Source organism: Paludicola sp. MB14-C6, from assembly GCF_030908625.1.
GTDB lineage: Bacteria > Bacillota > Clostridia > Oscillospirales > Ruminococcaceae > Paludihabitans.
In genome coordinates this window covers 2,237,825-2,264,682 of record NZ_CP133133.1, presented here as the reverse complement: position 1 = coordinate 2,264,682, position 26,858 = coordinate 2,237,825, and the positions used below count along the sequence as shown (strand labels likewise).

Sequence of the window (26,858 nt, the reverse complement as noted above, 5' to 3'; positions counted from 1 at the left end):
CCCCGCTGGTAATACCAGCGGGGTTTTATGGCTTTACCAATAACGAAAACCATAAGAAAAAACTTTAATTCATTCTTTTTTATAGAAAAATCATTTACCCCCTTTTCTTTTATTTATATAAATGATATAATATGATATGTTAGTAAAACTCTTTAACAATTAGGAGGATAATGATTTGAAATACGGATATTTTGACAATCAAGCAAGAGAATACGTAATCACAAACCCTGCTATTCCTGTATCTTGGACAAACTATATCGGTACAGAAGAAATGGGTGCGGTCGTTTCTCAAAATGCCGGTGGATACTGCTTCTATGAATCACCGGAAAACCACAGAATTACTCGCTTTAGAGCAAATGCTCTACCACTAGACCGTCCAGGTCACTATGTGTATATTCGTGATAACGACACAAAAGACTATTGGTCTATTTCTTGGCAACCAGTTGGCAAACCATTGGATCAAGCAAAATATGAATGCAGACATGGTTTATCTTATTCAAAATTCACTTGTGATTACAGCGATATTGAAGCTACTGAAACATTGCTTATTCCTCGTGGTGAAACAGTTGAGCTTTGGGATGTTACTTTGAAAAACAAAGGCGATAAGCCAAGAAACATCAGCTTATTCTCTTACTGTGAATTCTCTTTCAATATTATTGAAATTGATAATCAAAACTATCAAATGAGTTTATATTGCTCCGGTTCTGATTACAAAGATGGAATCATCGAAGTGGACAACTTCTATAACCCTTCTATGTATCACTATTTTGCATCAAGCTTTACTCCTGATAGCTATGATTGTTTACGTGATAGCTTTATCGGTGACTATCGCACAGAAACAAACCCAATCGGAGTTGAAAACGGCACACTTTCCGGTAGTCATGAGCTTGGAAACAACCATTGCGGTGGTTTACAAAAAGCATTTACTATCCCTGCCGGTGGAGAAATCCGTGTTGTTTATATGGTTGGCGTTGGCAAACGTGAAGTTGGCGCAGAAATCAAGAAAAAATATTCTGACCTAGCTAATGTAGACAAAGCTTATGCTGAATTAGCAGCATTTTGGGATAAAAAATGTTCTGCTTTACAAATTAACACTCCAAACGATGATATGAATACCATGATTAACACATGGAACCTATATCAATCTGAAATAAACATCATTTTCTCTCGTTTTGCTTCTTTCATAGAAGTAGGCGGAAGAACGGGCTTAGGTTATCGTGATACAGCGCAAGACGCAATGTGTGTTCCTCATTCTAACCCAACAAAATGCCGTCAACGTATCGTTGAACTGCTTCGTGGTTTAACAAGCAAAGGTTGGGGCTTACATTTATTTGAGCCAAGTGCATTCGATCCCGATCGTCCAAAAACACCTCCTTTTAAATCTCCTACTGTAAAACCGGAGCCAAGTGTTGCTGGTATTGATTTCAATGATTTAAAAGATACTTGTTCTGATGACGCTTTATGGCTTGTTCCTTCTATTTGTGAATACATCAAAGAAACCGGAGAAACTAGCTTTATTGATGAAGTAATTACTTATGCTGATGGTGGTAAGGGTACTGTTTACGAGCATATGCAAAAAATTCTAGACTTCTCTACTGAGCAAGTTGGTGCTACCGGTATTTGTAAAGGCCTTCGTGCTGACTGGAACGATTGTCTAAACCTAGGTGGTGGTGAATCTGCACTCGTATCTTTCCTACATTACTGGGCATTAGATAACTTTATCGAATTAGCAAAATATTATGGTAGAACAGATGATGTTGAAAAATACACAGCTGTTGCACAAAAAGTTCGTAACGCTTGCGAAACTGAGCTTTGGGATAAAGATTGGTATATTCGTGGTATTACGAAAAACGGCGTAAAAATCGGTACTAGTGAGGATAAAGAAGGTAAAGTACATTTGGAATCCAACTCTTGGGCTGTTATTTCCGGTGTTGCTCAAGGCGAACATGCTGAAAAAGCAATGAACGCTATTGACCAATATTTATACTCTGATTGGGGTATTCACCTAAACGGTCCTTCTTACGGTACTCCAAACGATGATATCGGATTTGTTACTCGTGTATATAAAGGTATTAAAGAAAATGGAGCTATCTTTAGCCATCCAAACCCATGGGCTTGGGTTGCTGATGCAAAACTAGGTCATGGTACTCGTGCTATGAAGTTCTATAATTCTCTATGTCCTGCACGTCAAAACGATTTAATCGAATACAGACAAGCTGAGCCTTACTCTTACTGTCAATTCATTATGGGTAAAGAACATACTGCTCATGGTCGTGCTCGTCATCCATGGTTAACCGGTTCTGCTGGTTGGGCTTACTTTGCTGCTACTCGCTACCTATTGGGTATTCGCTTCACATTTGATAGTATGATGATTGATCCTTGTATTCCTGCTGAATGGGATGGTTTTAACGCTACAAGACGATGGAGAAATGCAGTTTATAACATTACTGTGAAAAATCCAAACCATGTTGAAAAAGGCGTAAAAGAAATCATCGTAAACGGTAATAAAGTGGATAGCATTCCTGCTATGCCTGCTGATAGCGTAAATACTGTTGAAGTAATTATGGACTAAGTTAAATTATAAGATAATAAATAGCTGCAAACCGATTGGCTTGCAGCTATTTTTGTTGTGTAGGGAAATGATTTGTGGTATAATATGGGTATACAATAGTGGAGATGATATTTTGAAAATATATATTATTGGTATTGTAGCAAGTGGGAAAACCACTTTAGCAAAAAAGCTATCACAACAATATAATATTCCATATTACGAACTAGACTGTATTGTTTATCCGAAAACAGAAACTGGTAGATATAAAAGATGTCCCAATGAACAAGTTGAAGTTATTAACACAATCAATACCTCTGATAATTGGATAATTGAAGGCACTTATCGAGAAAGCTGTCATTTAATTTTAGATATAGCTGATACCATTATATTTTTGGATACTCCGTTATGGAAACGAAAAATACGCATACTTACTCGTCATATCAAACAGATTTTACATATCGAATTAAGTCATTATAAACCGAGTTTTCATATGCTACAATGCATGTATCGATGGACAAAAGAGTTTGAAAACGATCGATTTCAATTTGAACAGATGCTTAACCAATATCAAAACAAATTAGTTATTATTAAAAGTAATAAAGTGAACCCAATTAAAATTTAGTTTTCAATATATTGCTTTAATAGCGGTCGATGCCCTCATCGACCTTTTGGCTGATGTGGGCATCAGCCACTACAAAGGCTATCACTTCTTGTAAACATTTTTAGAAAAAATATCATTGTAAAATGCCCTCTCAGTCACTTGCGAGTGACAGCTCCCCCAAGGAGGAGCCTAGGAAAAGCCTCTCCTTTAGGAGAGGGGAACCACGAAGTGGTGGAGAGGTTGCCTGACGGGCAAACACACAGGTTCGCCCCTACTTTGTTATTGAATATCCTCTCTTATTATGGTATCATATGGATATTGGATGGTTTGATTATCAAGGAGAAGGCAAAATGAAAAAAATAATATTGCGCATTACATCAGCAATAATTTTTCTACCGATTATAGCAAGTTTTATATATACTCTATTTGTTTTATTTTTTTATGATCCTTGTTCTGATGCATATAGTTTTTTACATTTACTTATATTTCAACTAATTTTGCTGTTACTTTCAACAATTACCCTAACATTCAGTTTCAAAGATAGCCAAAATAGATACAAAGTCGTTCGAATTGCGTTGTGGGTTTGCTTCGCTCTTTATCTCTTTACATTGTTTGGTATACTTTTTCTTGATATGATTAGAACAAGGGGAAAAGAATCAATTACAACTATTTTTCAATACAAAGATATACTAAGCAGTATAAAAGCAGGTTCAAATTTTATTCCTTTTCATAGCATTTACAATTACATACAGCAACTCACAAATCAGAATCCAAATAATAATTACTTTATTTTATTTTTATTCGGAAATCTATTACTTTTTTGTCCAATGGGGATACTTCTTCCTTGCCTATTTAAGAAAACTAGAAAATGGTATGCTTTTATCACTACAATGTTAATCGGTTTATTTCTTATTGAAAGCTTACAACTGATATTTGGAATGGGTAGATTTGATATTGATGATATGATTTTGAATTTTATCGGTGCAGTACTTGTTTATTTTATTGCAAAAATACATTTCATACAAAAGATATTTGAAAGGCTTTATTTATTACAACCAAAAGAGGTTCTTATATGAAAAAATCGACTACACCACTCAAACATAAAAAACTAAAGATTATCTTTTTGATTGTTATTATTCTAATAGTACTTTGTACCATTGCGGCTTTTTGTATCAACGGATATGTAATTTCATCAACCAAAGGTCGAATTTTAACGATTGACCAAACCGCTGATATAAAAGCGGATTGTATTATCGTATTGGGTGCAGGATTAAAACCGGATGGAACACCCAATCATATGTTAGAAGACCGTGTTTTAACCGGTATAGAGGTATATCAAGAATCTCCAACAAAACGGCTACTTATGAGCGGTGATCATGGAAGAAAGAATTACGATGAAGTCAATGCTATGAAAGCCTATGCGAAGGAAAAAGGAATTTCATCTGAAACGATATTTATGGATCATGCAGGATTTTCAACTTACGAAACCATGTATCGTGCCAGAGATATCTTTCAAGCGAAAAAAGTGATAATTGTGACGCAAAAGTATCACCTATATCGCTCACTTTATATTGCGAAAACTTTGGGATTGGATGCATATGGTGTTGCTTCTAACCCACGAACCTACCAAGGACAAGCATATCGTGACTTCAGAGAGGTTTTAGCTAGGAATAAGGACTTTTTTAAAGTAATATTCAAGCCAAATCCAACTTACTTAGGTGAAGCTATTCCGATTAACGGAAACGGCAACTTAACAAATGATAAATAAGAAGGTAAAAACATGTTAGAATCCATCAAACAGCAATCTATAACAATCATTACAGAGTTAATCCATGCGGCAAATTTACAGAAAAACAGTATTTTAGTAGTTGGCTGTTCTTCAAGTGAAGTTGCAGGACATAAAATTGGATCTTTCTCCAGCACAGAAATAGCAGATACTATCTTTGAAAGCATCTATCCTATTTTAAAGGAAAAGAACATCTTTCTTGCTGCTCAATGCTGTGAACATTTAAACCGTGCAATCATCGTTGAAAAAGAGTGTATGGACTATTACCGTTTGGAGCAAGTAAATGTAGTTCCGCAGCCCAAAGCAGGAGGGAGTTTCGCAACAGCGGCATATCATAACTTTGAAAATCCTGTTGCGGTTGAATTTATCAAAGCCGATGCAGGAATTGATATTGGTGGAACGCTTATTGGAATGCATTTAAAGCATGTTGCAGTTCCCATTCGATTAAGTATTAGTAACATTGGCGAAGCAAACATTATATGTGCACGAACAAGAGCAAAATGCATTGGCGGTATTCGAGCAATTTATAACGATAACTTAATGTAGTAGCAATCCCCACGATAAAATTGTGGGGGTATACCAAGAATTTTGTGTAAATATAAAAACAATCAGAACAAGAAATAGGAACAAAATAGTAATTGACATAGTGTATAGGTTAGTTGAAACAAGTTTATTTAATGACAAAAGGGGCATGCCCCTTTTGTCATTAAATTTTGGCGGATGAACATAGAATCATCCAGCGATTCTGTCCGAAAACATGATGTTTAATTGGTTTAAAACAACGTCCCAATTTCGACAACGTTGTGTCCATCGTTCGACAATTTTTTTTGAAGCTAAATACAGTATCCTTTTTAAACTATCATCATTTTGAAATGATGGTTTATTCTTGGTTATTTGTCTGAACTGCCTGTTTAATCCCTCAATAATATTAGTTGTGTATATTATTTTCCTTACATCAGTTGGATATGCAAAAAAGGTTGATAGTATATCCCAGTTATCCTCCCAACTCTTTATGCAAGAAGGATAACTTTTACCCCATTTTTCTTTGAATGATATTAGATTATTCAATGCTTCTTCCTCTGTAACAGCTTGATATACTAGTTTTAGATCTGCCATTAACTTCTTGATATCTTTGTATCCTACATATCGTGTTGAATATCGAATTTGATGTATAATACAACGTTGAATGTGCGCTTTGGGATATGCTGCATTGATTGCTTCTTTAAAACCTTTTAAACCGTCAACACAAAATAGGTATACATCTTGCAAACCCCTTGATTTCAAGTCATTCATAACGCTCAACCAGAATTTTGAGCTCTCGTTTTCTCCAATCCAAATGCCCAATATATCTTTATTTCCTTCAAGTGTAATTCCTAAAACCACATATGCTGCTTTCGTTACAAACTGATTGTTTTCTTTTACTTTGTAGTGTATTGCATCCATGAACACAAATGGGTATACACTATCTAGTGGACGGTTTTGCCATGCTGTTACTTCCGGCATTATTTTTTCTGTTATCTTGCTTACTAGTCCATCTGAAATTTCTACATCATAAAGATTTTTTACTTGTTCAGCAATATCTCGTTGAGACATGCCACAAGAGTAAAGTGCAATAATTTTTTCTTCCATCCCGTCAGCATTACGATTATATTTACCAATAATTTGTGGTTCAAATTCACCGTTTCTATCACGAGGAACATTAATATCCACTTCGCCAAGTTGTGTTTTAACTGTTTTCTTTGAATATCCATTTCGATAATTTTTCGACATGCTTTTTCCGTCATCGTTCGCTATTCTTTGACTTTTTTGGTAACCCAATTCTTCGTCTAATTCACTATCCATAACTTGCTGAAGAACATCTTTGAACATCTCTTTCATTGCCTGCATAACCTCTGTTGTGCTTGTGAAGTTTTGGCTGTTCACATACTCTTTTAATAACTCTTTCGGTTGCTTTTCCATAAAAAAATACTTCCTTTCATACTTGAATTTATTATCTTAATTCTTGTCTGATTGGAAGTACCTTATTCACTTTTACACAAAATTTTCGGGAGCCTCTTGTGGATTTTTTAATAACTTTGATTGATGCAAACCATATGAATATGATCTTCCCATGTTCCGTTAATATTCAGATAATTCTTTGATATTCCTTCATTTTGATAGCCACACTTTTCTAGCACACGCAACGAAGGAGTATTGCGCGGCATTACATTCGCTTCAATTCGATGAAGATGAAGTTCTTCAAAGGCAATTCTAGTGCATTCCAATACTGCCTCTGTCATGTAACCTATATTTTGCTTTTCACAATCCAATTTATAACCTAAAAAGCAAGATTGAAATGCACCTCTAACAATATTGTTTAATCCAATCATACCAATAATGCGATTGAAATCTCGCTTTTCATAGATATAAAATCGATAAGAGCTATCATCTTTAATTTGATTCATTTCATTCTGCAATAGCTTTTGTTGATAATCGAATGTATAAAATGATTCTTCTCTAAGCGGTTCAAATGCTCTAAGAAAATCTTTATTTCTCTGATAATATAGTACTAAATCCTTTGCTATAGAAATATCAGCAAGGACTAACTTTAACCGATTTGTTTCATAAACTGTTTTCATCATATTGCAATCTCCTGTTAATATCTTTGTATTGCTTCACAGCAATGTATGTTTTAGCTAAAACAATATTACAATGTAATTTATTTTACATAAAACTTATTATAACACATTTCATAACAAAGGACTGCAATTTTTTCTATGCATAAAAAATTCACTAGTTTTACGACTATTATTTATAATCGTTTCATAAAGCTGTAACAAAGAAAAAATAGGATATGGTATGATTAAATTAACAAAAATATGTAATCATAGTATTATGATATTAAATAGCAAAAGGGTGAAAATTATGAATAAAATATACATTGTTACAGGTGCCTTTGGTCATCTAGGCAATACCATTGTTCGTAAATTAGTTGCTCTTGGCGAAACCGTGCGTGGGCTCGTTTTACCAAATGAAACATCGCCTGCATTAGAAGGATATAACGTTGAAGTTGTAAAAGGAAACGTATGCGACATAAACTCTATGGAGCCACTATTTGCTTGTGAAGAACCAACTGAATTTTATGTTATCCATACTGCCGGAATTGTTTCAATTTCCTCAAGATATTTACAAAAAGTATACGACGTTAATGTGAATGGTACCAAAAACATAATAGAGCTATGTAAAAGAAATCATGTAAAACGATTTGTCCATGTTAGTTCAGTACACGCAATACCAGAACCAGATAACAACCAAACCATTCATGAAATTAACCAATTTAATGAAAAGTCTGTTGTAGGACTTTATGCAAAAACAAAAGCAATTGCCACTCAGCTTGTATTAGATAGTGTTAAAGATGGATTAGATGCAGTCATTGTTCATCCATCCGGCATTATTGGGCCAAACGATTACGGTCATGCACATTTAACTCAGCTTATTATGGATTATCTAGACGGAAGATTAACTGCTTGTGTAAAAGGTGGTTATGATTTTGTTGATGTTCGTGATGTTGCAGATGGTATCATTTCCGCTTGCCATAACGGGGAAAAAGGAGAATGCTATATTTTATCAAATAGATATTGCAGTATACCTGATCTTTTAAATAATCTGCATCAAATAAGCGGTAAAAAGAAAATTAAAACAATACTACCTTTATGGATAGCAAAAGCTACAGCTCCTTTATCCGAAATTTATTATAAACTGAAAAAGCAACCTCCTCTCTATACGAGCTACTCACTTCATACACTAAAAAGCAATGCGAACTTCACTCATAAAAAAGCGAATAGACAATTAGGTTATCAGCCAAGAGATTTAAAGCTAACATTAAAAGATACTGTTGATTGGTTAAGAATAAACCGACGTGTCAAAGCTTAATATCCACTTTTCCAATACCTTTCAATAAATAATAAAACCGAATGAGCTTAATTTCATTTAGCCATTCGGTTTTATTGATTTATTTATAAGCCTTTATCCTCATAGAAAAATGCTTTCGGATGTTTGCAAACCGGGCACATCTCCGGGGCACTTGTTCCATGATGTTCATATCCGCAATTTGCACATTTCCATGTTACTTCGTTTTTCTTTACAAATACTTCATTATTCTCTACTTCTGCAATATACTTACGATAACGCTCCTCATGCAACTTCTCAATTCCAGCTACTTTTTCAAATAAATTTGCGATATCTACAAAGCCTTCTTCCTTTGCAACCTTTGCATATTTCGCATACATCTCAGTCCATTCATAATGCTCGCCGCCTGCAGCGTCTTTTAATGAATCCAAAGTTGTTTTTTGTGTACCGTTAATTAAGTCATACCAAATTTTTGCGTGTGCCTTTTCATTATCTGCTGTTTCTTTGAAAATTTCTGCGATATGATTCATACCCTCACTTTTCGCTTTTGACTCAGCGTAAGTGTATTTATTTCGTGCTTGTGATTCACCTGCAAATGCTGACATCAAGTTAGCAAAGGTTTTTGAGTCTTTCAATTCCATAGCTTCATCCTCCTTTTATACCTCTATTATCTGAGCTATGGAATGATTTATACATTTTTTCTTCATAAAAATAGCACACAAACATAAGTTGTGTGCTATCATTATTATTTATCTTTAATTGTAATCTTATCAATAACAATCGGTTTTGTTGGTTTTGCTTTGCTGTCTGTTTCTACAGTTGCAATCTTATCAACAATATCCATACCTTTCACTACATAACCGAATACAGTATGTACCTTATCTAACCAAGGAGTTCCGCCTTCTTTTTCATAACGCTTATAATCTTGGCTGGAATATTTTGCATCTTCTAATCCTTGTTGTGCACGGATACCGTCTACTTGATCTTTTTTTAGGCCTTGCTTTGTATTTACAATAAAGAACTGACTTCCATTGGTGTTTGGACCTGAATTAGCCATTGAAATTGCTCCATAAAAGTTTCTTAAATCGCTAAATTCATCTTCAAAAGGTTTTCCCCAAATACTTTCTCCGCCCATACCGGTACCTTCAGGATCTCCACCTTGCATCATAAAATCCTGCATGATACGATGGAAAGTAACACCGTTATAATAGCCTTTTTCAGATAACTTTACAAAGTTTTCAACTGTTTTTGGAGCTTTCTCAGGATATAACTCTAAAACAATGTCGCCGTAACCTTTAATTGTCATAGTTGCAAGCTTATGTTTACCGCTATTACTGCTCTTAGAAGTACAACCTGCCAATACTGCCGTAAGCATTGCTACACATAGGAATACTGATAAAATTTTTTTCATTTGTCTACTCCTTTACTGTTATGATTTTTGATATGTGGAAAGCTCAATCTTTTCGATAACAAACTTTTCAGTTGGTAGTTTTGTTTTAGCATCACATTTTAGCTTGGATATTTCGTTTACAACTTCTAATCCTTCATAAACCTGTCCAAAAACTGTGTATAAACCAACAAATTGAGGAAATAACCCACCATGTTCTTTATAGGCATCAACCACTTTTGGTGGATACTTATATTTCTCCATTTGCTCAACCACATTACTGCTTGCGCTTACATCGCCTACAATAAAAAATCTGCTGTCAGATACCATTTTTTTACTAAATGGGTTTTTTTCTTGTGCTAATACCGAAACGGCACCGCTGAAATGATATAAATTTGGAGTTACTTCACATTGTATTGCTTTTTTATCATCTGTCATAAGTTCGCCACTTACGCCTGTTTCATCTTTTGCACCTGTTACAAAGGATTTCGCATTTGATTCAATAAATACAGTTTTATTATTATAAAAGCCGGAATTTACTAGTTTTTTAAAATGAGCAACCGTTTTGGGAGCTTCTTTCGCAAACAAAACCATTTTAATTGTACCGAGGCTTGTTGTAATTACTGCGGTTTCTTGTCCTTCTTTAAAATCTTGAAATTGAATAAGGTTAATATCTTCTTGTTTTACTCCTGTAGAATTTGCAGGCATACATCCTGTAAATACAAAGATAATAACCAAGATAACTGCTATTACTTTTAGTTTTTTCAACAAAATTCACCTTTCATTTGTCTTTATAGTTATGATTACTTTAAAACAACAATATGATAATTATATCATGAATACAAATGTGTTTGTATATCGGTTTTCTAAAAAACAATGAACAATTTGTTAACTAAGCTTTGTTACTCTAATATCATTTATCATCTCATTTGCAGCTTCTAACGATATAACACCAGTTCCCTCTAATAAAACGGAAGCTGTTCCACAAGCCGCTGCAAATTGTACACAATTTGCAATTGGCAGTTCTTCTTTTAGAGCTTTAATAAAACCAGCTAGTGTGGTGTCACCTGCTCCTACTGTTGATTTTACCTCTACTTCTGGAACGCTGCATTGAATGAGTTCGTTGTTGCCAGCGTAAAGCAAGCCCTCGTCGCCACGGCTTACCAAAACATGAGTTGCATATTGCGATAGCTTTTTAGCATACTCACAAGTCGCTTTCTCGTTCATATTCTCCGTTTTTGCTAGATGACTTAATTCTACCTCGTTTGGCTTCATGATATAGGGTTTGAGCTCTTTAATATCTTGTTCTGTAAAAATATCTGTGTCAATAGCAATTTGAATTCCTTCGTCACTTAAATTCTGAATTAATGTTTTATATTGCTCTTTCGATACATTTTTAGGCAAGCTTCCCGCAAATACAAGCAATACTTGATCTCCATCTTTTATCTCAGATTCAATATTTGACTGTAAGGAATCCAATACACTTTGTTCAACAGAAAAGCCCGCACGATTTACTTTAAATAGCTCACCATTCGGCATAACAATAGAAAAGTTTTCACGAATAGTTCCTTTTACAGATATAAAATGATAACTGATTTCTTCTTGATCGAGCAGCTGAATAAATGTTGTTATATTTTGTTCGCCAACAAAACCAAGTGCCTTGCTCTTGATTCCTAACGCTGTTAAGACTCGAGTTACATTGATTGATTTCCCACCAGGATAAATTTGTTCCCTTATTGCTGAAACCGGCTCTTTTAAATCGAATCGATCCACCCATAACGTTGTATCCAAAGATGGATTCAACGTTATCGTAATAATTTTATTAAACATAATTAGATCATCCTTTTTTTGACCAAACATTCTATGCTTTTTTTGAAATTTTTACTCCTTGACGGGTTTCTTCTACTACGTAGCCGCTATTCGCTATTTCATCACGAATTTGATCTGCTAATGCAAAGTTTTTCTCTTTTCTTGCTTGTTGTCTTTTTGCTACTAGATCAAGAATTTCTTGTGGAATTTCTTCTTCTTTTTCTTCTTCAAATAAGCCCAATGACAATACTGTTTCAAAATCTTTTACTAATTCAAGCTTTTGCTTGTTGTTGATATCATCTGCTTTTAAAACATCAAACAAAACTGTAATTGCATTCGCCGTATTTAAGTCATCGGAAATACAATCAGTAAATAATGCTTTATATTTTGCTGTATCGCCTTCAGCACCATTATCATCAGCACTATTTTTCAAAGCAGCGACTCTGTTTTTTAATTTGTTGTATGCATTTTCAGCTTGCTTTAAGGAATCAAACGAAAAAGCAAGCTGTTTTCTATAATGAGAATTTAAAACAAAGTAACGGTATGATAATGGATTAAAACCTTTTTTCTCAAGCAAGCTAACTGTTAAAAATTCGCCTTTGGACTTGCTCATTTTACCGTCTTTATCAAGTAGAAATTCACCATGCCACCAATAATTTACCCAATTTTCGCCTGTGTAACTTTCGGTTTGCGCAATTTCATTTGTATGATGAACCGGAATATGGTCTACCCCACCGCAATGAATGTCCATTTGATTGCCAAGATTTTTTAAAGAAATAACTGAACACTCAATGTGCCAGCCCGGATAGCCAACGCCCCAAGGAGAATCCCATTTCATTGCTTGATTTTCAAATTTAGATTTTGTAAACCATAGTACAAAGTCTTGTGGATTACGTTTATGAATATCTTCAGTGACATCATCTCTAGCGGCAGTTTGCAATTCATCTAAGTTCATTCCGGACAATTTTGTATAGTCTTCTTTTTTAGAAATATCAAAATACACATTTCCATTTTCAAAATAAGTAAAACCTTTATTCTCTAATGCTTTGATAAATGCGATATAGTCATCAATATAATCGGTTGCCTTACCCAAGATAGTTGGCTTTTTTATGTTTAATTTTGAGCAGTCGCTAAAAAAGGCTTGTGTATAAAAATCTGCAATTTCCCAAACCGTTTTATTTTCTCTTAATGCACCTTTTAACATTTTGTCTTCGCCATCATCCGCATCAGACTCTAAATGTCCAACGTCGGTAATATTCATAACTCTTTTTACGTCATAGCCTAAGTATTCTAATGTTTTTTGTAAAATATCTTCATGAATATAAGTTCTTAAATTTCCAATATGGGCAAAGTTATAAACAGTTGGTCCACAAGTATACATTCTTACTTTATTTGGCTCTATTGTTTTAAATTCTTCTTCACGTCTTGTTAGTGTGTTATATAATTGCATATTATAATCATTCCTTTCATGTTGGTTTTGGCTTGTGTTCAAACACGTATTCCACCATTCTTTTTGACAGAATCAGCACAAAACTTACGTTTACAAACATCTTTTTTTCAATTCTTTTACGATACAAGGGCTGACAGAAACGCAAAAACTACATTTCCGTCGTCCCAACATAATTTTATTCAGGTTTACGTTCTTTTAGTTCTTTCAATTCAGCTTGCAGCTTCTCAAGCTTAATGGAAAGCTTGCATAGCTCTTGTGATACGGGATCCGGAATATGAACCTGATCCATTTCAGGACAAACTCTCATTCCATCTATTTTTACAATTCGAGCAGGCGCACCAACTGCCGTAGCATTTGGAGGAATTTCTTCTAAAACAACTGCATTTGCTGCAATCCTTGCTCCATCGCCAACCTTAAATGGCCCAAGTATTTTTGCGCCGCTTCCAACCATTACTCTGTTTCCTAAAGTCGGATGACGTTTACCTTTATCTTTTCCCGTTCCTCCTAAAGTTACTCCTTGATATATTGTGCAATCGTCACCGATTATTGTTGTTTCGCCAATTACAACTCCACTTCCATGGTCAATAAACAAGCCTTTTCCTATCTCTGCACCAGGGTGAATTTCTATTCCTGTCCAAAAGCGGCCGGATTGTGAAAACCATCTTGCCATATAAAAAAGTTTATGACGATAAAACCAATGCGATATACGATACCAAATAATTGCATGTAATCCCGAATACAACATAAACACTTCAAAAGAATTTCTTGCTGCTGGATCTCGTTTTTTTATAGCATTAATATCATATCTTAATCTTTTAAACATACACCCATCATTCCTTTCTGCTTTCTATTAGCTTATCCAAATAAAAAAGCCTTCGTGTAATTTTATTATACACGAAGGCGGTAATTCCGCGGTTCCACTTCTGTTTGTCGCTTATACTAATTATTGATGATAAAAATTTTAATAAGAAATTAGTATATAATCCGATAACGAGGATGACTCGGGCTGCAATACTATTACATCAACAATACTGTTGATGTTGTTCCCACAACCTGCTCACAGATGCACTTCGTAATACGAATTCTCATTTAAAATTTCATTTTGAATGGATTTCGTATAAGATAAACTAGCCATAAACGCTTTCAGCCGGTGACGTTTACTCTCTGATGCATTTTCATCTTACTACTCTTTCTGATCAACGCAATATCAATTATTCAATTTGCTATATTATATTGTATCATATCATACTTTGTTCCAAAAAACAAGTTTATTTTGTTGTGTTTACAGCATGCTTATTTTGAGCTAAATATTCAATACCGGAAGCCACAGTTACGATTGCTGCAATCCACATTAATATATTAGCAATAAGCGGCAAGTTTATAAAGCTTGGTAAAGTAAAGAACTCTTGATAAGAAAGACATACCATTATTGTAATAACTGCTGTCATTTGAACAACAGTTTTTATTTTACCAAACATATTTGCAGCAATTACTTTTCCGCCTGATGCAGACGCAACCAAACGCAAAGATGTTACCATAAACTCACGTGCTATAATGATAATAACTGCGATTGAACTAGATAATCCAAGCTCAATAAAACATATCATTGCAGCAAGCACCAATACTTTATCCGCTAATGGATCTAAAAACTTACCAAAGGTAGTTACTTGATCATTCTTTCTTGCTAGATAGCCATCAAACAAATCCGTTAATGATGCCACAACAAAAACGATTAGTGCAAAAAGATAGTGCATCGGAATTTGCTCTATCATTAAAAATGCCAAAAATACTGGCACTAACATAACTCTTAACAATGTCAATTTATTCGGTGTATTCACGAAAAATCCCCCTAAAGTCAAACTTCTAACAAGATATAGTTAATTAAATTGAGAAAACAACCTAGAAAATGCATCCTAAAGCTTTGATATATAAGTTTTGGGTACTTTAAATATGGATTTGTTTTCATGTTAAATTACTATATTACCGTTCCTATTAAGTCATAATCCATTACTTCATCAATATGCACGTTTACGAAATCTCCCATAACATAAGAGGTTTCACTTGTGAAAAAGACTTTACCGTCGATATCAGGTGCATCTGCTTCACTTCTACCGAAATAGCATTCCCCATATTTATCGAAACCTTCTACAATTACTCTAATTGTAGAATTGATTTTTTGCTCATTCAAACGTTCCATAATAATTGCTTGTTGGTTCATAATAATTTCCGCACGACGCTCTTTTACGTCATCATCAATTTGGCAATCCATTTCTGCGGCTTTTGTACCCTCTTCAGGAGAGTAAGTAAAGCAACCTAAGCGGTCAAATTGAATTTCATCAACAAACTCACAAAGTTCAGTAAATTGTTCGTCTGTTTCGCCCGGAAACCCTGTAATCAAAGTAGTTCTTAATGTAATACCCTCTACTTTTTCACGAATTTTTTTAAATAAAGCAACCAGCGTTTCTTTATCTTGCTTACGATTCATTGCTCTTAAAATTTCTTTATTACAATGTTGAATTGGAATATCTAAGTATTTTACTACTTTGGGCTCGTTTGCAATTACTTCTAATAACTCATTGGTAATTTTGTCAGGGTAACAATAAAGTGGACGAATCCATTCAATGCCTTCAATTTTAGCAAGTTCTTTTAATAAAGCTGCTAATTGGTAGCTGCCATATAGGTCTTCACCATAACGGGTTGTATCTTGAGCTACAACGATTACTTCTTTTACGCCTTGAGAAGCTAACCATTGCGCTTCTTTGATAACTTCTTCTTTCGGGCGGCTTCTAAATCTGCCACGAATCATTGGAATTGCACAATAACTACACCAGTTGTCACAGCCTTCTGCAACTTTCAAATATGCATAGTGTGGTAAAGTTGTTAAGATACGATCTCCATTTAAGCATAAACTTTCTTTATTACCAAAAGAAACCGTTTGCTCATGATTTAAAGCTTTATTAACCGCATCACAAATTTGATCATTAGAACCAATTCCTAAAATTGCATCCACTTCAGGAAACTCTTTTACAAGTTCATCTTGATAGCGTTGGGCTAAACATCCTGTTACAATAATTGCTTGAATTGTACCTTCTTTTTTAAGCTCTGCTAATTCTAAGATATTTTCGATTGCTTCTTCTTTTGCAGATTGGATAAAACCACATGTATTTACAACTACTGCATCACTTTCAGATACGTCACCTGTCAATTCATATCCGTTATTTTTCAACTTTGCTAATAACATTTCAGCATCTACTTGGTTTTTAGAACATCCCAAAGATACCATTGATACTTTTTTCGCCATTTTTGCTCCTCATATCATACTTATTTACGTTTACACCAGCCAAATACTTTGAAAACCTTTAACTAACCATTTTCAAGCTATACACTAGGTATTAAACGCAACTCAATATTACTCATAGTTATTTATCGCTGCTTTCACATCATCATAAGAATATCCTAAACGCATTAACGCTGCTATGACCTTTTGCTTGCCTTTAAAATCATCCATATACAGATAGTATTTTTTGTCGATTATTTTACTAATCTGTTGTATTACATCAACATCGCATTCTTCAATTGCAATTTCTGCGAGTTCTTTGTCAATACCCTTTTTATACATTTCGTATACGGCTCTTTTTTCGCCCCAGTTTTTTTGTTCAAGATAATATCTTGCAAGCTTTCTTGCATAATTCTCATCGTTAATGAGTCCTTGTTCTTCAACCATTGAAAGAATTTCAAAAGCAATTTCAGGACGAGCAGATTCTAATAGCTTATCGTAAAGCTCTTTTTTTGAATGATCACGATACCCTAATAAATAGTATGCCCTTTCTCTTGCTTTTCTACGTTCGGCTTGCATTTTTATATCATCTAAAAAATCTTCATCCACTTCCATACCAATTTTTAAATGATTCTGCATGATTATTTCAAGGTCTAATATGTACCAATACTCATTATCAACAGAAATAGTATATCTTGTTGCTTTTGCCTTTTCAATGTTGGTGATTTTCATTATTCAAAATCACTTTCATCCGCTTCTATATCAATATTTGCGCCTACTTTATTTGCTGGTGCAGTTACTTCAGCAGACGATTCTTTTTCTTCGAACACTTTGCCTCTTGCTTTATCTAAAAGCTCTTTGCTATGCTCTTTTACTTTTTGTGCAATCTCTTCGCAGAGTGCTTCGTTTTCTTGTAGTAGCTTTTTGACTTTATCACGGCCTTGACCTAAACGCTCTCCGTTGTAGCTAAACCAAGCACCACTCTTTTCGATAATATCTGCATCTACTGCAAAGTCGATAATCTCGCCTACACGAGAAACACCTTCACCATACATAATATCAAATACTACCTCTTTAAATGGAGGTGCAACTTTATTTTTTACAATCTTACATTTTGTTTTATTACCGATAATTTCAGATCCATTTTTGATTGCCTCACCACGACGAACCTCGATACGAACAGATGAATAGAATTTTAAAGCTCTACCGCCCGGAGTGGTTTCTGGGTTACCATACATAACACCAATCTTCTCACGAACTTGGTTAATAAATACTGCAACACAATTGGAGCGAGAAATAACGGAGGTTAATTTTCTAAGTGCTTGTGACATCAAACGTGCTTGCAAGCCTACGTGATTATCGCCCATTTCGCCGTCGATTTCCGCTCTTGTTACCATTGCAGCAACTGAGTCTAATACAATTACATCTAATGCGCCTGAACGAATCAGCGCTTCCATGATTTCTAATGCTTGTTCACCAGTATCGGGTTGAGAAACCAATAAAGAATCAATATCTACTCCCAATGCCTTTGCATAAATAGGATCTAATGCGTGCTCAACGTCAATAAACGCAGCTTCACCGCCTGCTTTTTGCGCTTGAGCTACAATTTGCAATGCAACGGTTGTTTTACCAGAAGATTCCGGTCCATATACTTCGACTACACGTCCTCTTGGAACGCCTCCGATACCTAAAGCCATATCAAGACCTAAAGAACCAGTGGAAATTGCATCTACATTCATAGTAGTTGCTTGACCAAGTTTCATAACCGCGCCTTTACCAAATTGCTTTTCGATTTGACTTATTGCAGTTTCAAGTGCTTTTCTTTTATCAGCAGAGCTTACTTGTACTTCAACTTGTGGTTTTTCCTTTGGTTTTACAGCCATATTTATTCTCCATTCGTTTTTAAATTCATTTAAGTGTAACAAAATGGGCGAAGCAACTTCGACCATTCTTATTTTTTAACACTATATATCACTCTTATTATATCACACAAATCTTTCTGATTGCAAATAGTATTATAACCATTGGATATCAAGATGTTGCTGACATCATTTTCTTGATGAATACCAATCTCGTAAGCTAATAGTCCACCCTGCTTTAAACGTGGTGTCCATATCCTTGTGAGCTCTCGATAAAAATGCAAGCCATCTTCTTCGCCACATAAAGCCATTTCAGGCTCAAAAGATACTTCTTTTTGTAAGCTTTCCATGTCCTGTTTTGTTAAATAAGGTGGATTTGACACGATAATATCAAAATTGGTTTCGTTTGTTTGAGGATTTAGTGCATCATCTTGTATCAATGTAATATCAGATTGATTTAATGCTATGTTCTTTTTCAAATAAGATATTGCAGCTTCGCTTTTTTCTAACGCAAACACATCGCTATTAGGAAGCAAATGCTTTAACGTAATTGCGATACAGCCTGAGCCGCTGCAAATATCGAGTATTTTTAAAGGTCCTTTATTTTTTGCATATTCTCTTGCAGTATTCACTAATGCTTCGGTATCGGAACGTGGAATCAATACGCCCTCTCCGACATAAAACGGAAGTCCGTAAAATTCCCATTGCCCTAAAATATATTGCAGCGGGTATCCGCTTTTTCTTTTCTCTATCATTTTAGCAAGTGTTTGCATTTGATTGTTCGTTACCTCTTTTTCTCCAATCAATAAATCGCTGTTAGAGGCATTACAAACAAATCGCACAAGCTCACTTGATTCATACTTTGCATCTTCAAAGCAATTTAACTCTGCGCATAAATACTGATAAACCTGTTTTATATTAGTATGTGATTTCATCAAGCATCTCTTCTTCTATTTCCTCAATAATATGGTGAGTCATGTCATCCTGTCCAGCATCTATTTCCGTTTTCTGCTCGGTTTCATAAATCGGTTCGTCCATTTCAACAGGTAAATGTTGTTTTTCGTCTTCCGGAATACATGGTTTAATTGCTGCAATTGCAACTTCGATTTGACTATCATCTGGTTCTTTTGTTGTTAGATGTTGTAATTTAATTCCTGGGAAAGAAATAATTTTAGTAAACCAATTATCATATTTTCCTGCCAGTTTGATAAACTCATAGCCGATTCCGACGATAACAGGTAATAATGCTAGTTTTACAAGTGTACGTAGGAAAATATTATCCCATGGAACAAATGGTAATGAGAAAACAAGAATACTCAAAATTAAAACAATAATTAAAAAACTGGTTCCACAACGAGGGTGAAATCGTTTTTGTTTTCTTACATTTTCAACGGTTAGTGCTTCGCCCGCTTCCAAGCAAAAAATTGTCTTATGTTCTGCACCATGATATTCAAAAACACGTTTGATATCTTTCATCTGTGCTACAAGAGCTAAGTATGCAATAAAAATTAAAATCTTGATAACGCCTTCAATTGCAGTTCCCCATCCACCAAGTGGAACCAACAAGTTAATTCCCTTGACCGCAAAGGAAGGAACCATCATAAAAAGAACGATTGAAAATAAAAGGCCTAGAACTGTACCGATAATTACAACAATATTCATAATTTTATCGCCGAATGTTCGCTCTAACCACGCATCAAATTTTGATGGCTCTTCATTGCTTTCGTCTTCTAAACCTGACTTTTCAGCCGATTTTGAAAGGCAGCTATAGCCCATTACCATGGAACTGATGAAGTTTACAACACCACGGATAATCGGAATTTTAGACCAAATGCTTTGCTTTTTTAAATTCCATTCTTCTAAATCGATTTCTCCGCTTGGTGTACGAACAGCCATTGCAGCAATTTCGGGGCCACGCATCATAACGCCCTCAATCAAAGCTTGACCTCCCACTTTGCTTTTAATGCGATTATCTTTTTCTTTCATTCTTTTATCATCCTTCTTATTTCAATTGAGAACAAAAAAACATCTCAATTTTATATATCATTATTTTCGCAATCTACAAATGCCCTATTAGTTTATATTAGGCTTTCTTTGTGTCATCATTTAAATTAAATTCCATGGTTGTAGAAATTTCAGTTTTTCTTTGCTCCCCTTTTTTTAAATTAACAGGCAGCTTTATGATAACAGTTGTTCCAACATTTAATTCACTTTGAATATCAATCTCGCCATCATGCATCATCACAATTTCATTTGCCACAGCAAGCCCGATTCCGGATCCACGTCTTGTTAGGTTTGCTTTATAGAATTTTGTTTTTACTTTAGGCAAATCCACACTGGAAATACCACATCCTGTATCGGCAACGATGATATGGAGTACACCTGAATTCTCTATTACATCAATTGTTACGGTATCTCCTGCATCGGAGTATTTTAATGCATTATCAATAACGTTAATAAATACCTGTCTTAAACGGTTCTTATCACCAAAAACAAAGGATACCATTTCAGGCTCATTGTAAATGAGCTCAATCTTATCTCGTCTTGCACGTTCTGTATAAATCATAACTGCTTCGCCAAGCTCAGCTAAAATATCAATCGTTGTTTTAACCAATGTGAGTCTGCCATTTTGAATTCTTGAAAAATCAAGAAGTTCTTCAACCATGATAGAAAGACGTTCCGTTTCACTTGTAATAACACGCATACCTTTTTGCATGGTGATTTTATCATCACCCTCTAAGGTCATAAGCGTTTCGCTCCAACCTTTAATTGCGGTTAATGGTGTGCGCAATTCATGGGATACAGAAGAAATAAACTCATTCTTCATTTCTTCTGAAGCAGAAATTTCATCAGCCATATAGTTGATAATATCGCAAAGCTCACCAAGCTCATCATCTGATTTTTTAATAATACGTGCGCTCATATCACCCGTTGCAAATCGCCTTGCGGCAGAACCTACATCTCGTACAGGTATTACAATAGATTTAATAAAATAAAAGCCCGATATCATTACAAAGGTTAAAATGATAATGGCAACCGCAAGAAAAACCAACATATATAAAAACAATATCTTATCGACTTGCTCCATAGATACCACATAACGTATTGCAGAATATTCGCTATTTGTATACGGAATCATGATGGTTACAGCAGTAACACGTTCTCCACCGGCTGTTTTTAATACACGATAACCTGTACGAGTTGAACTTACTTTGGCGTCTTCATAATCAGGCATCTTCTCTTTTTGATTATACGAAAAGCCACTTGAAGATACTGCAACCCTACCATCATAGTCAATTGCGGTAATCTCCATAATGTTCTTATCTTCTGAATTTTCAACGAAATCTCTTACCGTTGCGTTAAAGTTTACAACATCATCATTTCGCATATTATTCAATGCTTTTCTAACTTGCGTAGAACGAAATTCAATAGATTGCTTTACACCAGCATAATAAAAATTTTTCATAGCAAAAGAGAAAGCAATAGCAATAAATATGATTGCAACTAGAATAACACTCAAACTGTTTACAATCCAACGTTGCGTAATACTTTTTATTGCCATATTGTTTTCTCCTTCCTAAAATTTTAATATATCTTTATTCTTGCCATTTATAGCCGAAGCCCCAAATCGTTTGAATATAAACCGGTTTGGATGGTTCGTCTTCAATTTTCATTCTGAGTCTTCGTATATTAACATCTACAATTTTAATATCACCAAAATAGTTATCGCCCCATATTTGTTCAAGAATATTGTTTCTTCCTAAAGCAACATTCTTATTACGAATGAAATACTCCATAATTTGATATTCCACTTGGGTTAAATCAATCATTTCTCCGTTTTTGGTTAGCGTTCTGCTCTTTGGATTTAATACAAATACTCCGGATACAATTGGTTTTACTTCTTGAATTGTTTTGGTTGCCATTGATACACGACGATAAACTGCATCTACCCTCGCTACTAATTCCGATGGGCTGAAAGGCTTTGTAACATAGTCGTCTGCGCCAAGCATTAGCCCTCTTACCTTATCCATCTCCTGCGTTTTGGCAGTCAACATAATAATTCCAAGATTATCGCTCTTTTCACGCAGTTGTTTACAAACTGCAAACCCATCTATACCAGGCATCATAATATCAATTAAAGCGACATCAAAATCTCCGTTATTTTCTTCAAATACACGCAAAGCATCTTCGCCACAAGAAACGTCAGTTGTAATATAACCAGACCGTTGTAAATTGATTACGACAAAATCTCTAATTACTTCTTCATCTTCACAAACAAGAATTTTTTTCATAAGTTGCCTCCTCAAATAGTTCCTTTATTTTGTTTCCATTATAATAATACAAATCCTTTTTCAAAGCTTTGTTTAGACAACGCTAACTCGGATGAATTCGGATATAACTGATAAAGATAAATCAGCTGACCGTTTTCTTTTAAAATATGATACTCATTATTGATAACGCCTTCTGTATCTTTTAAATATTCCGTTTTTTCCATTACTTTAATGGATGCCAATTTCGTATTTTCGTTTGGATTGTCCGAATTATACTCATAAAAAAATACTTCATTATCATTACTTGAATAGCTTAAAGTTACCTTTTTAAGCCATTCCGGCGGAATGATATATAAATATCCAAGTTTATAATCAACATATGATTTTTTAAATGGTACCAATTCACCTTTTTCATAATTATACCAATCAATAAAAGATAAAGTTTGATGTTTTTCGGTATTTTCAAAACCTAATGCAGGCACTACTCTTGGAATTTCATAAACACCGTCGTCGTTAATATCTTCGCAATAAGAACCAACTGTTCGCTCAGTTTTTTGAATTAAACTTTTTTTAGGGCTTTTAGCATTATAAATTAAATTTTCAAGTTTTCCTTTGTTCATCACTAATATTTCAGTAGTAACTTTTGTTGTACCTTTTCTTCCGTCAACATATAATGCTGGAGTGGTAGGATTTATCTTTCCTTTATAAAGATTATCAAAATCCGTAGTATTGGGATCCATAGGCGTTTCAGATACCGATACTAAGCCGTTAACCGAAATTTTATGAACGGTTGCAGTAATAGATTGTATCTCTTGATCGGATTTTTTCATTGTCATTGTAATTACTTCATCTTCACCTTCGCCATTCATATCAAACACCTCATAGCTGTTGCAGCGAAGCGGTTCTCCTACAGATTGAAACTGTTTATTTTGATAGCAATATACCCTTACGAATTTCTCAGTTTTACTTAAAGAAGTAAAACCTATTATGATATAGATTTTTTCATCGGATGAAATGAATGATACTTTTTCAACCTCAGATGCATTTTCACCAACTTGATTTGCCTTTTCCCATCTGCCTTTGTTTTGGTCCAGTGCTACTATTCTCATTGGAAATTCCGTTGCTGTAGTATCTTCATAAAAAACAATTGCTTCTTCAGTAGGCTCATCATCAATATTTTTGATTACAAATGCCGATTTATAATCACCTTTTCTTGGATATTTTAGTTTTAATTCTTTTTTCCCTGAAATACCTAAAGCAGTAAAAATTTCATCTTGCTGTTTGGAAAGCTTGGGAGGCTGCAACAACGCATCAATACCTGTTTGCGTATAAGAACATCCCGTTAAAAAAAGCATTGTAGCAACTAAAATGCAGATTATTGTGCGCTTCAACGATTACACCTTCCTTTTTTATTCTAGATATGTTAAGTATAGCATAGTTTTTCATAAATTCATACTATTTATATTAACATTTTTCTTGTTTCTTTTCAAATAATGTTGAAAAAGAAAAGACGGTTACTAACCGCCTTTTCTTACTTTATTGTTGATTCATATGTTCTTTTTTCATAATAAAATGCGTTGTATGAAAAAAGTAATTCAAAGAAATAGGAATGCTAAGTATCATTAACCCAATATAGCTTAAATAAGGAATATTAACAAGTAAATCTCGCTTTCCAAAACAATATGCTATTGCATAAGGTAATACGCTGATTAACCCAAATGAAACAAACGATATTCGCACAAAAACAGATAAATGCTGTTTTTCTTGTTTGGAATAAGAACAAAAATAACAGGTTGTATAGTATAAGAATAGCACTGTTAAAACTGAAAATACAATTTTCTCATAGCTTGATACTATTGATACTTGATTGGATAAAGAAAGTAACATCTGAATCATACTGATCCAACCCCACGATACGGGTATTAACAAATACATAAAATTCGTTTTTTTATTATCAACAAAATATATAATACCGATAATAATAAAACAAACTGCACTCATGATGCAGATGATATCTGAAAACGTTGGAAAAAGCTCAGCAATTTTCTGAGATAAATTAACTTTTGCTATACGATATTGTGTAAGCATTAACTCAATATTTTTTTTATAGTTTGCGATATCACGATTGATGCAAGATATTCCTTGTATAAAAAATAATAAGCCTGTTATAAAGAAACTACACCCCGTTATCTTATTGCTTTTGTGCTTTAACTTTGACACAACAGGTGTCACTTCTAAGGTCACTTTAATGTATAGAAAAACCACAAATAAAAATGACAATATTACAAGAAATCCTAAAAAATTTGAAAAACCTGTTTTCTTTATTAAACCTGCTTCTTTATCATAAAACGCTATTATTTGAATTGTTTTCAAAAGAAATCCAATGATAGCAACATCTAAACTAAGACGATATTCTGTCTTTAAAATACGTAAATTACGACTTTCCAAAGTATTCATAATTGCCCCCTTGCCAATACTGATGAGTACCATAACTTATATCATAACGTATTCATCAAAAATTAGCAAGAAAAAAGACCTAATTTTTCTAATTGTTATCTTCGTTCGTTGATTGGTACATATGCTCTTGGTTTTGAAACCGATTTATAAGCCGGACGAATAATACGATTACCCGTCAATAACTCTTCAATTCTATGTGCACTCCAGCCTGCCATTCTTGATGTTGCAAATAGCGGAGTAAACAATTCTTCTGGAATTTTCAGCATTTTATAAACCAAACCGGAATATAAATCGACATTTGCACAAATTTCTTTTGTACTACCTTTTAGTTCAGCAAAAATTCTTGGCGTTTCTTTTTCAATTATTTCTAAAAGTGTAAAGTCATTTTCGAACTCTGTTCCCTTTGCTAGTTTAATTGCATTTTCTTTTAAAATGTTAGCACGAGGATCAGAAATTGTATAAACTGCGTGACCCATACCGTAAACTAAGCCTGAATAGTCATTTGCTTCTTTGTTGATAATTTTTACTAAATAATCGCATACTTGTTTTCTATCCGTTATATCGGCAACATTAGCTTTGATATTGTTTACCATTTCAAGCACTTTAATATTTGCGCCACCATGTTTTGGCCCTTTTAACGAACCAACTGCGCCAGCATATGCTGAATAAGCATCCGTACCAGAAGAAGATAATACACGGCAAGCAAAAGTAGAGTTGTTACCACCTCCATGCTCTGCATGAAGAATTAAGCACAAGTCAAGCAGTAATGCTTCTTCTTTTGTATAAGAACGATCAATTCTAAGCAAAGATAAAAATTCTTCCGCAATACTTAATCCATGTTTAATTGGATGTAAATACATTGTTTTATCTTCGTAATAGCGACGTCTTACTTGATATGCTTTTACGCTGATATTACTCATTGAAGCCGTAATACGTAGTGCTTTTTCTAATTCACTTTCCAATGATGTATTTTCAGCAGTGTCATCGTAAGAATACATAGCCAAAATAGCCCGTGCTAATTTATTCATAATATTTGGCGATGGCGCTTTTAAAATCATATCTTCAAAGAAATTCTCAGGAAGATGCATAAAATTGATAATCACTGGTATGAACTGGTCGAGCTGTTCTTGTGTTGGCAAAACGCCAAACAGCAATAAGTAAATTGTTTCTTCAAAGCCGAAACGTTGTTGTTCTTGACAGCTTTTCACGATATCTTCAATGTCATATCCACGATAGTAAAGTCGACCGGGAACGGGTTGTCGCTCACCATCACTCACTATATAACCATGAACATTACAAATTTGAGTCAGCCCAGCCATAACGCCTGTGCCATCTTGATTTCTAAGACCCCGTTTTACATCAAACTTTTCATACAAAGAAGGATCAATATGGTTATATTTTCTGAATTCCTCGCATAAATGTTTGATAGCAGAATCTTTTACAAGCTTGTTATCCATCCGAATCACCCTTTACTAATCTCATTCACATTGCATAATGTGTTTTATCATTTTACATGAAACAA

General features: G+C 34.4%; 25 protein-coding genes. 6 read left to right on the top strand and 19 right to left on the bottom strand.

Annotation, left to right across the window (positions count from 1 at the left end; genetic code table 11):
• Positions 1–175: 175 nt before the first annotated feature.
• From RBG61_RS10785 to RBG61_RS10765, 5 genes are all read left to right on the top strand, one after another.
• Complete coding sequence (locus tag RBG61_RS10785) at positions 176–2,572, top strand: GH36-type glycosyl hydrolase domain-containing protein (protein WP_307943330.1); 2,397 nt, start codon at positions 176–178, stop codon at positions 2,570–2,572.
• Between the two features lie 112 nt (positions 2,573–2,684).
• Positions 2,685–3,173 (top strand): hypothetical protein, encoded by a 489-nt coding sequence (locus tag RBG61_RS10780; protein WP_307943328.1) that lies wholly within the window; start codon positions 2,685–2,687, stop codon positions 3,171–3,173.
• A 329-nt stretch (positions 3,174–3,502) separates the two neighbouring features.
• Entirely contained in the window at positions 3,503–4,228 is a 726-nt protein-coding gene (locus RBG61_RS10775; RefSeq protein WP_307943325.1) for a VanZ family protein, read from the top strand.
• The gene (locus RBG61_RS10770) at positions 4,225–4,920 is read left to right on the top strand and encodes a SanA/YdcF family protein (protein WP_307943324.1); all 696 of its coding nucleotides are present in this window, start codon (positions 4,225–4,227) and stop codon (positions 4,918–4,920) included. The genes RBG61_RS10775 and RBG61_RS10770 overlap by 4 nt, the downstream gene beginning before the upstream one ends.
• A gap of 12 nt (positions 4,921–4,932) precedes the next feature.
• The gene (locus tag RBG61_RS10765; RefSeq protein WP_307943323.1) at positions 4,933–5,484 is read left to right on the top strand and encodes a TIGR01440 family protein; all 552 of its coding nucleotides are present in this window, start codon (positions 4,933–4,935) and stop codon (positions 5,482–5,484) included.
• 186 nt (positions 5,485–5,670) lie between these two features.
• Here the strand turns inward: RBG61_RS10765 and RBG61_RS10760 are convergent, their stop codons facing one another.
• Positions 5,671–6,897, bottom strand: coding sequence for an IS256 family transposase (locus RBG61_RS10760; RefSeq protein WP_307942478.1), 1,227 nt, complete (start codon positions 6,895–6,897; stop codon positions 5,671–5,673).
• Positions 6,898–7,004: 107 nt separating this feature from the next.
• Positions 7,005–7,559 carry a GNAT family N-acetyltransferase gene (locus RBG61_RS10755; protein ID WP_307943320.1) on the bottom strand — a complete coding sequence of 185 codons (555 nt, stop codon included), beginning with the start codon at positions 7,557–7,559 and terminating at the stop codon, positions 7,005–7,007.
• Positions 7,560–7,842: 283 nt separating this feature from the next.
• Between RBG61_RS10755 and RBG61_RS10750 the strand changes: the two genes are divergently transcribed.
• Positions 7,843–8,850: an NAD-dependent epimerase/dehydratase family protein gene (locus RBG61_RS10750; protein WP_307943318.1), complete on the top strand. Its 1,008-nt coding sequence runs from the start codon at positions 7,843–7,845 to the stop codon at positions 8,848–8,850.
• A gap of 83 nt (positions 8,851–8,933) precedes the next feature.
• Here RBG61_RS10750 and rbr read toward each other — a convergent pair whose 3' ends face one another.
• The 17 genes from rbr to RBG61_RS10665 form a co-directional block, all read right to left on the bottom strand.
• Positions 8,934–9,467: a rubrerythrin gene (gene rbr / locus RBG61_RS10745; protein ID WP_307943316.1), complete on the bottom strand. Its 534-nt coding sequence runs from the start codon at positions 9,465–9,467 to the stop codon at positions 8,934–8,936.
• 104 nt (positions 9,468–9,571) lie between these two features.
• Positions 9,572–10,237, bottom strand: coding sequence for a peptidylprolyl isomerase (locus tag RBG61_RS10740; RefSeq protein WP_307943314.1), 666 nt, complete (start codon positions 10,235–10,237; stop codon positions 9,572–9,574).
• An 18-nt stretch (positions 10,238–10,255) separates the two neighbouring features.
• Positions 10,256–10,981: a peptidylprolyl isomerase gene (locus tag RBG61_RS10735; protein WP_307943312.1), complete on the bottom strand. Its 726-nt coding sequence runs from the start codon at positions 10,979–10,981 to the stop codon at positions 10,256–10,258.
• Positions 10,982–11,101: 120 nt separating this feature from the next.
• Positions 11,102–12,043, bottom strand: a complete 942-nt coding sequence (locus RBG61_RS10730; RefSeq protein WP_307943310.1) for a 1-phosphofructokinase family hexose kinase — start codon at positions 12,041–12,043, stop codon at positions 11,102–11,104.
• 31 nt (positions 12,044–12,074) lie between these two features.
• On the bottom strand, positions 12,075–13,472 hold the full coding sequence (gene cysS / locus RBG61_RS10725) for a cysteine--tRNA ligase (protein WP_307943308.1): 1,398 nt from the start codon (positions 13,470–13,472) through the stop codon (positions 12,075–12,077).
• A gap of 175 nt (positions 13,473–13,647) precedes the next feature.
• Positions 13,648–14,295: a serine O-acetyltransferase EpsC gene (gene epsC, locus RBG61_RS10720; RefSeq protein WP_307943307.1), complete on the bottom strand. Its 648-nt coding sequence runs from the start codon at positions 14,293–14,295 to the stop codon at positions 13,648–13,650.
• 445 nt (positions 14,296–14,740) lie between these two features.
• Positions 14,741–15,310, bottom strand: coding sequence for a CDP-diacylglycerol--glycerol-3-phosphate 3-phosphatidyltransferase (gene pgsA / locus RBG61_RS10715; RefSeq protein WP_307943305.1), 570 nt, complete (start codon positions 15,308–15,310; stop codon positions 14,741–14,743).
• 137 nt (positions 15,311–15,447) lie between these two features.
• Complete coding sequence (rimO, locus tag RBG61_RS10710; protein WP_307943304.1) at positions 15,448–16,773, bottom strand: 30S ribosomal protein S12 methylthiotransferase RimO; 1,326 nt, start codon at positions 16,771–16,773, stop codon at positions 15,448–15,450.
• 108 nt (positions 16,774–16,881) lie between these two features.
• Positions 16,882–17,481: a regulatory protein RecX gene (locus tag RBG61_RS10705; protein WP_307943303.1), complete on the bottom strand. Its 600-nt coding sequence runs from the start codon at positions 17,479–17,481 to the stop codon at positions 16,882–16,884.
• Positions 17,481–18,632 (bottom strand): recombinase RecA, encoded by a 1,152-nt coding sequence (gene recA / locus RBG61_RS10700; RefSeq protein WP_307943301.1) that lies wholly within the window; start codon positions 18,630–18,632, stop codon positions 17,481–17,483. Before recA ends, RBG61_RS10705 begins: the two co-directional genes overlap by 1 nt.
• A gap of 68 nt (positions 18,633–18,700) precedes the next feature.
• The gene (gene prmC / locus RBG61_RS10695) at positions 18,701–19,543 is read right to left on the bottom strand and encodes a peptide chain release factor N(5)-glutamine methyltransferase (protein WP_307943300.1); all 843 of its coding nucleotides are present in this window, start codon (positions 19,541–19,543) and stop codon (positions 18,701–18,703) included.
• A complete protein-coding gene (locus RBG61_RS10690) occupies positions 19,527–20,594 on the bottom strand; it encodes a DUF1385 domain-containing protein (RefSeq protein WP_307943299.1) in 1,068 nt (355 codons plus the stop codon). The genes prmC and RBG61_RS10690 overlap by 17 nt, the downstream gene beginning before the upstream one ends.
• Before the next feature lie 97 nt (positions 20,595–20,691).
• Positions 20,692–22,170, bottom strand: coding sequence for a sensor histidine kinase (locus tag RBG61_RS10685; RefSeq protein ID WP_307943297.1), 1,479 nt, complete (start codon positions 22,168–22,170; stop codon positions 20,692–20,694).
• A 34-nt stretch (positions 22,171–22,204) separates the two neighbouring features.
• Positions 22,205–22,900 (bottom strand): response regulator transcription factor, encoded by a 696-nt coding sequence (locus RBG61_RS10680; protein WP_307943295.1) that lies wholly within the window; start codon positions 22,898–22,900, stop codon positions 22,205–22,207.
• A 38-nt stretch (positions 22,901–22,938) separates the two neighbouring features.
• A complete protein-coding gene (locus tag RBG61_RS10675; RefSeq protein WP_307943293.1) occupies positions 22,939–24,270 on the bottom strand; it encodes a hypothetical protein in 1,332 nt (443 codons plus the stop codon).
• 145 nt (positions 24,271–24,415) lie between these two features.
• Positions 24,416–25,336, bottom strand: coding sequence for a hypothetical protein (locus RBG61_RS10670; protein ID WP_307943292.1), 921 nt, complete (start codon positions 25,334–25,336; stop codon positions 24,416–24,418).
• A 95-nt stretch (positions 25,337–25,431) separates the two neighbouring features.
• Positions 25,432–26,793, bottom strand: coding sequence for a citrate synthase (locus tag RBG61_RS10665; RefSeq protein WP_307943290.1), 1,362 nt, complete (start codon positions 26,791–26,793; stop codon positions 25,432–25,434).
• Positions 26,794–26,858: the final 65 nt, after the last annotated feature.

Coding starts and splice junctions, on each gene's coding strand:
- RBG61_RS10775 (WP_307943325.1), top strand. CDS start 3,503: ATGAAAAAAATAATATTGCGCATTACATCAGCAATAATTTTTCTACCG.
- RBG61_RS10770 (WP_307943324.1), top strand. CDS start 4,225: ATGAAAAAATCGACTACACCACTCAAACATAAAAAACTAAAGATTATC.
- RBG61_RS10765 (WP_307943323.1), top strand. CDS start 4,933: ATGTTAGAATCCATCAAACAGCAATCTATAACAATCATTACAGAGTTA.
- RBG61_RS10760 (WP_307942478.1), bottom strand. CDS start 6,897: ATGGAAAAGCAACCGAAAGAGTTATTAAAAGAGTATGTGAACAGCCAA.
- RBG61_RS10755 (WP_307943320.1), bottom strand. CDS start 7,559: ATGATGAAAACAGTTTATGAAACAAATCGGTTAAAGTTAGTCCTTGCT.
- RBG61_RS10750 (WP_307943318.1), top strand. CDS start 7,843: ATGAATAAAATATACATTGTTACAGGTGCCTTTGGTCATCTAGGCAAT.
- rbr (WP_307943316.1), bottom strand. CDS start 9,467: ATGGAATTGAAAGACTCAAAAACCTTTGCTAACTTGATGTCAGCATTT.
- RBG61_RS10740 (WP_307943314.1), bottom strand. CDS start 10,237: ATGAAAAAAATTTTATCAGTATTCCTATGTGTAGCAATGCTTACGGCA.
- RBG61_RS10730 (WP_307943310.1), bottom strand. CDS start 12,043: ATGTTTAATAAAATTATTACGATAACGTTGAATCCATCTTTGGATACA.
- cysS (WP_307943308.1), bottom strand. CDS start 13,472: ATGCAATTATATAACACACTAACAAGACGTGAAGAAGAATTTAAAACA.
- epsC (WP_307943307.1), bottom strand. CDS start 14,295: ATGTTTAAAAGATTAAGATATGATATTAATGCTATAAAAAAACGAGAT.
- rimO (WP_307943304.1), bottom strand. CDS start 16,773: ATGGCGAAAAAAGTATCAATGGTATCTTTGGGATGTTCTAAAAACCAA.
- RBG61_RS10705 (WP_307943303.1), bottom strand. CDS start 17,481: ATGAAAATCACCAACATTGAAAAGGCAAAAGCAACAAGATATACTATT.
- recA (WP_307943301.1), bottom strand. CDS start 18,632: ATGGCTGTAAAACCAAAGGAAAAACCACAAGTTGAAGTACAAGTAAGC.
- prmC (WP_307943300.1), bottom strand. CDS start 19,543: ATGAAATCACATACTAATATAAAACAGGTTTATCAGTATTTATGCGCA.
- RBG61_RS10690 (WP_307943299.1), bottom strand. CDS start 20,594: ATGAAAGAAAAAGATAATCGCATTAAAAGCAAAGTGGGAGGTCAAGCT.
- RBG61_RS10685 (WP_307943297.1), bottom strand. CDS start 22,170: ATGGCAATAAAAAGTATTACGCAACGTTGGATTGTAAACAGTTTGAGT.
- RBG61_RS10680 (WP_307943295.1), bottom strand. CDS start 22,900: ATGAAAAAAATTCTTGTTTGTGAAGATGAAGAAGTAATTAGAGATTTT.
- RBG61_RS10670 (WP_307943292.1), bottom strand. CDS start 25,336: ATGAATACTTTGGAAAGTCGTAATTTACGTATTTTAAAGACAGAATAT.
- RBG61_RS10665 (WP_307943290.1), bottom strand. CDS start 26,793: ATGGATAACAAGCTTGTAAAAGATTCTGCTATCAAACATTTATGCGAG.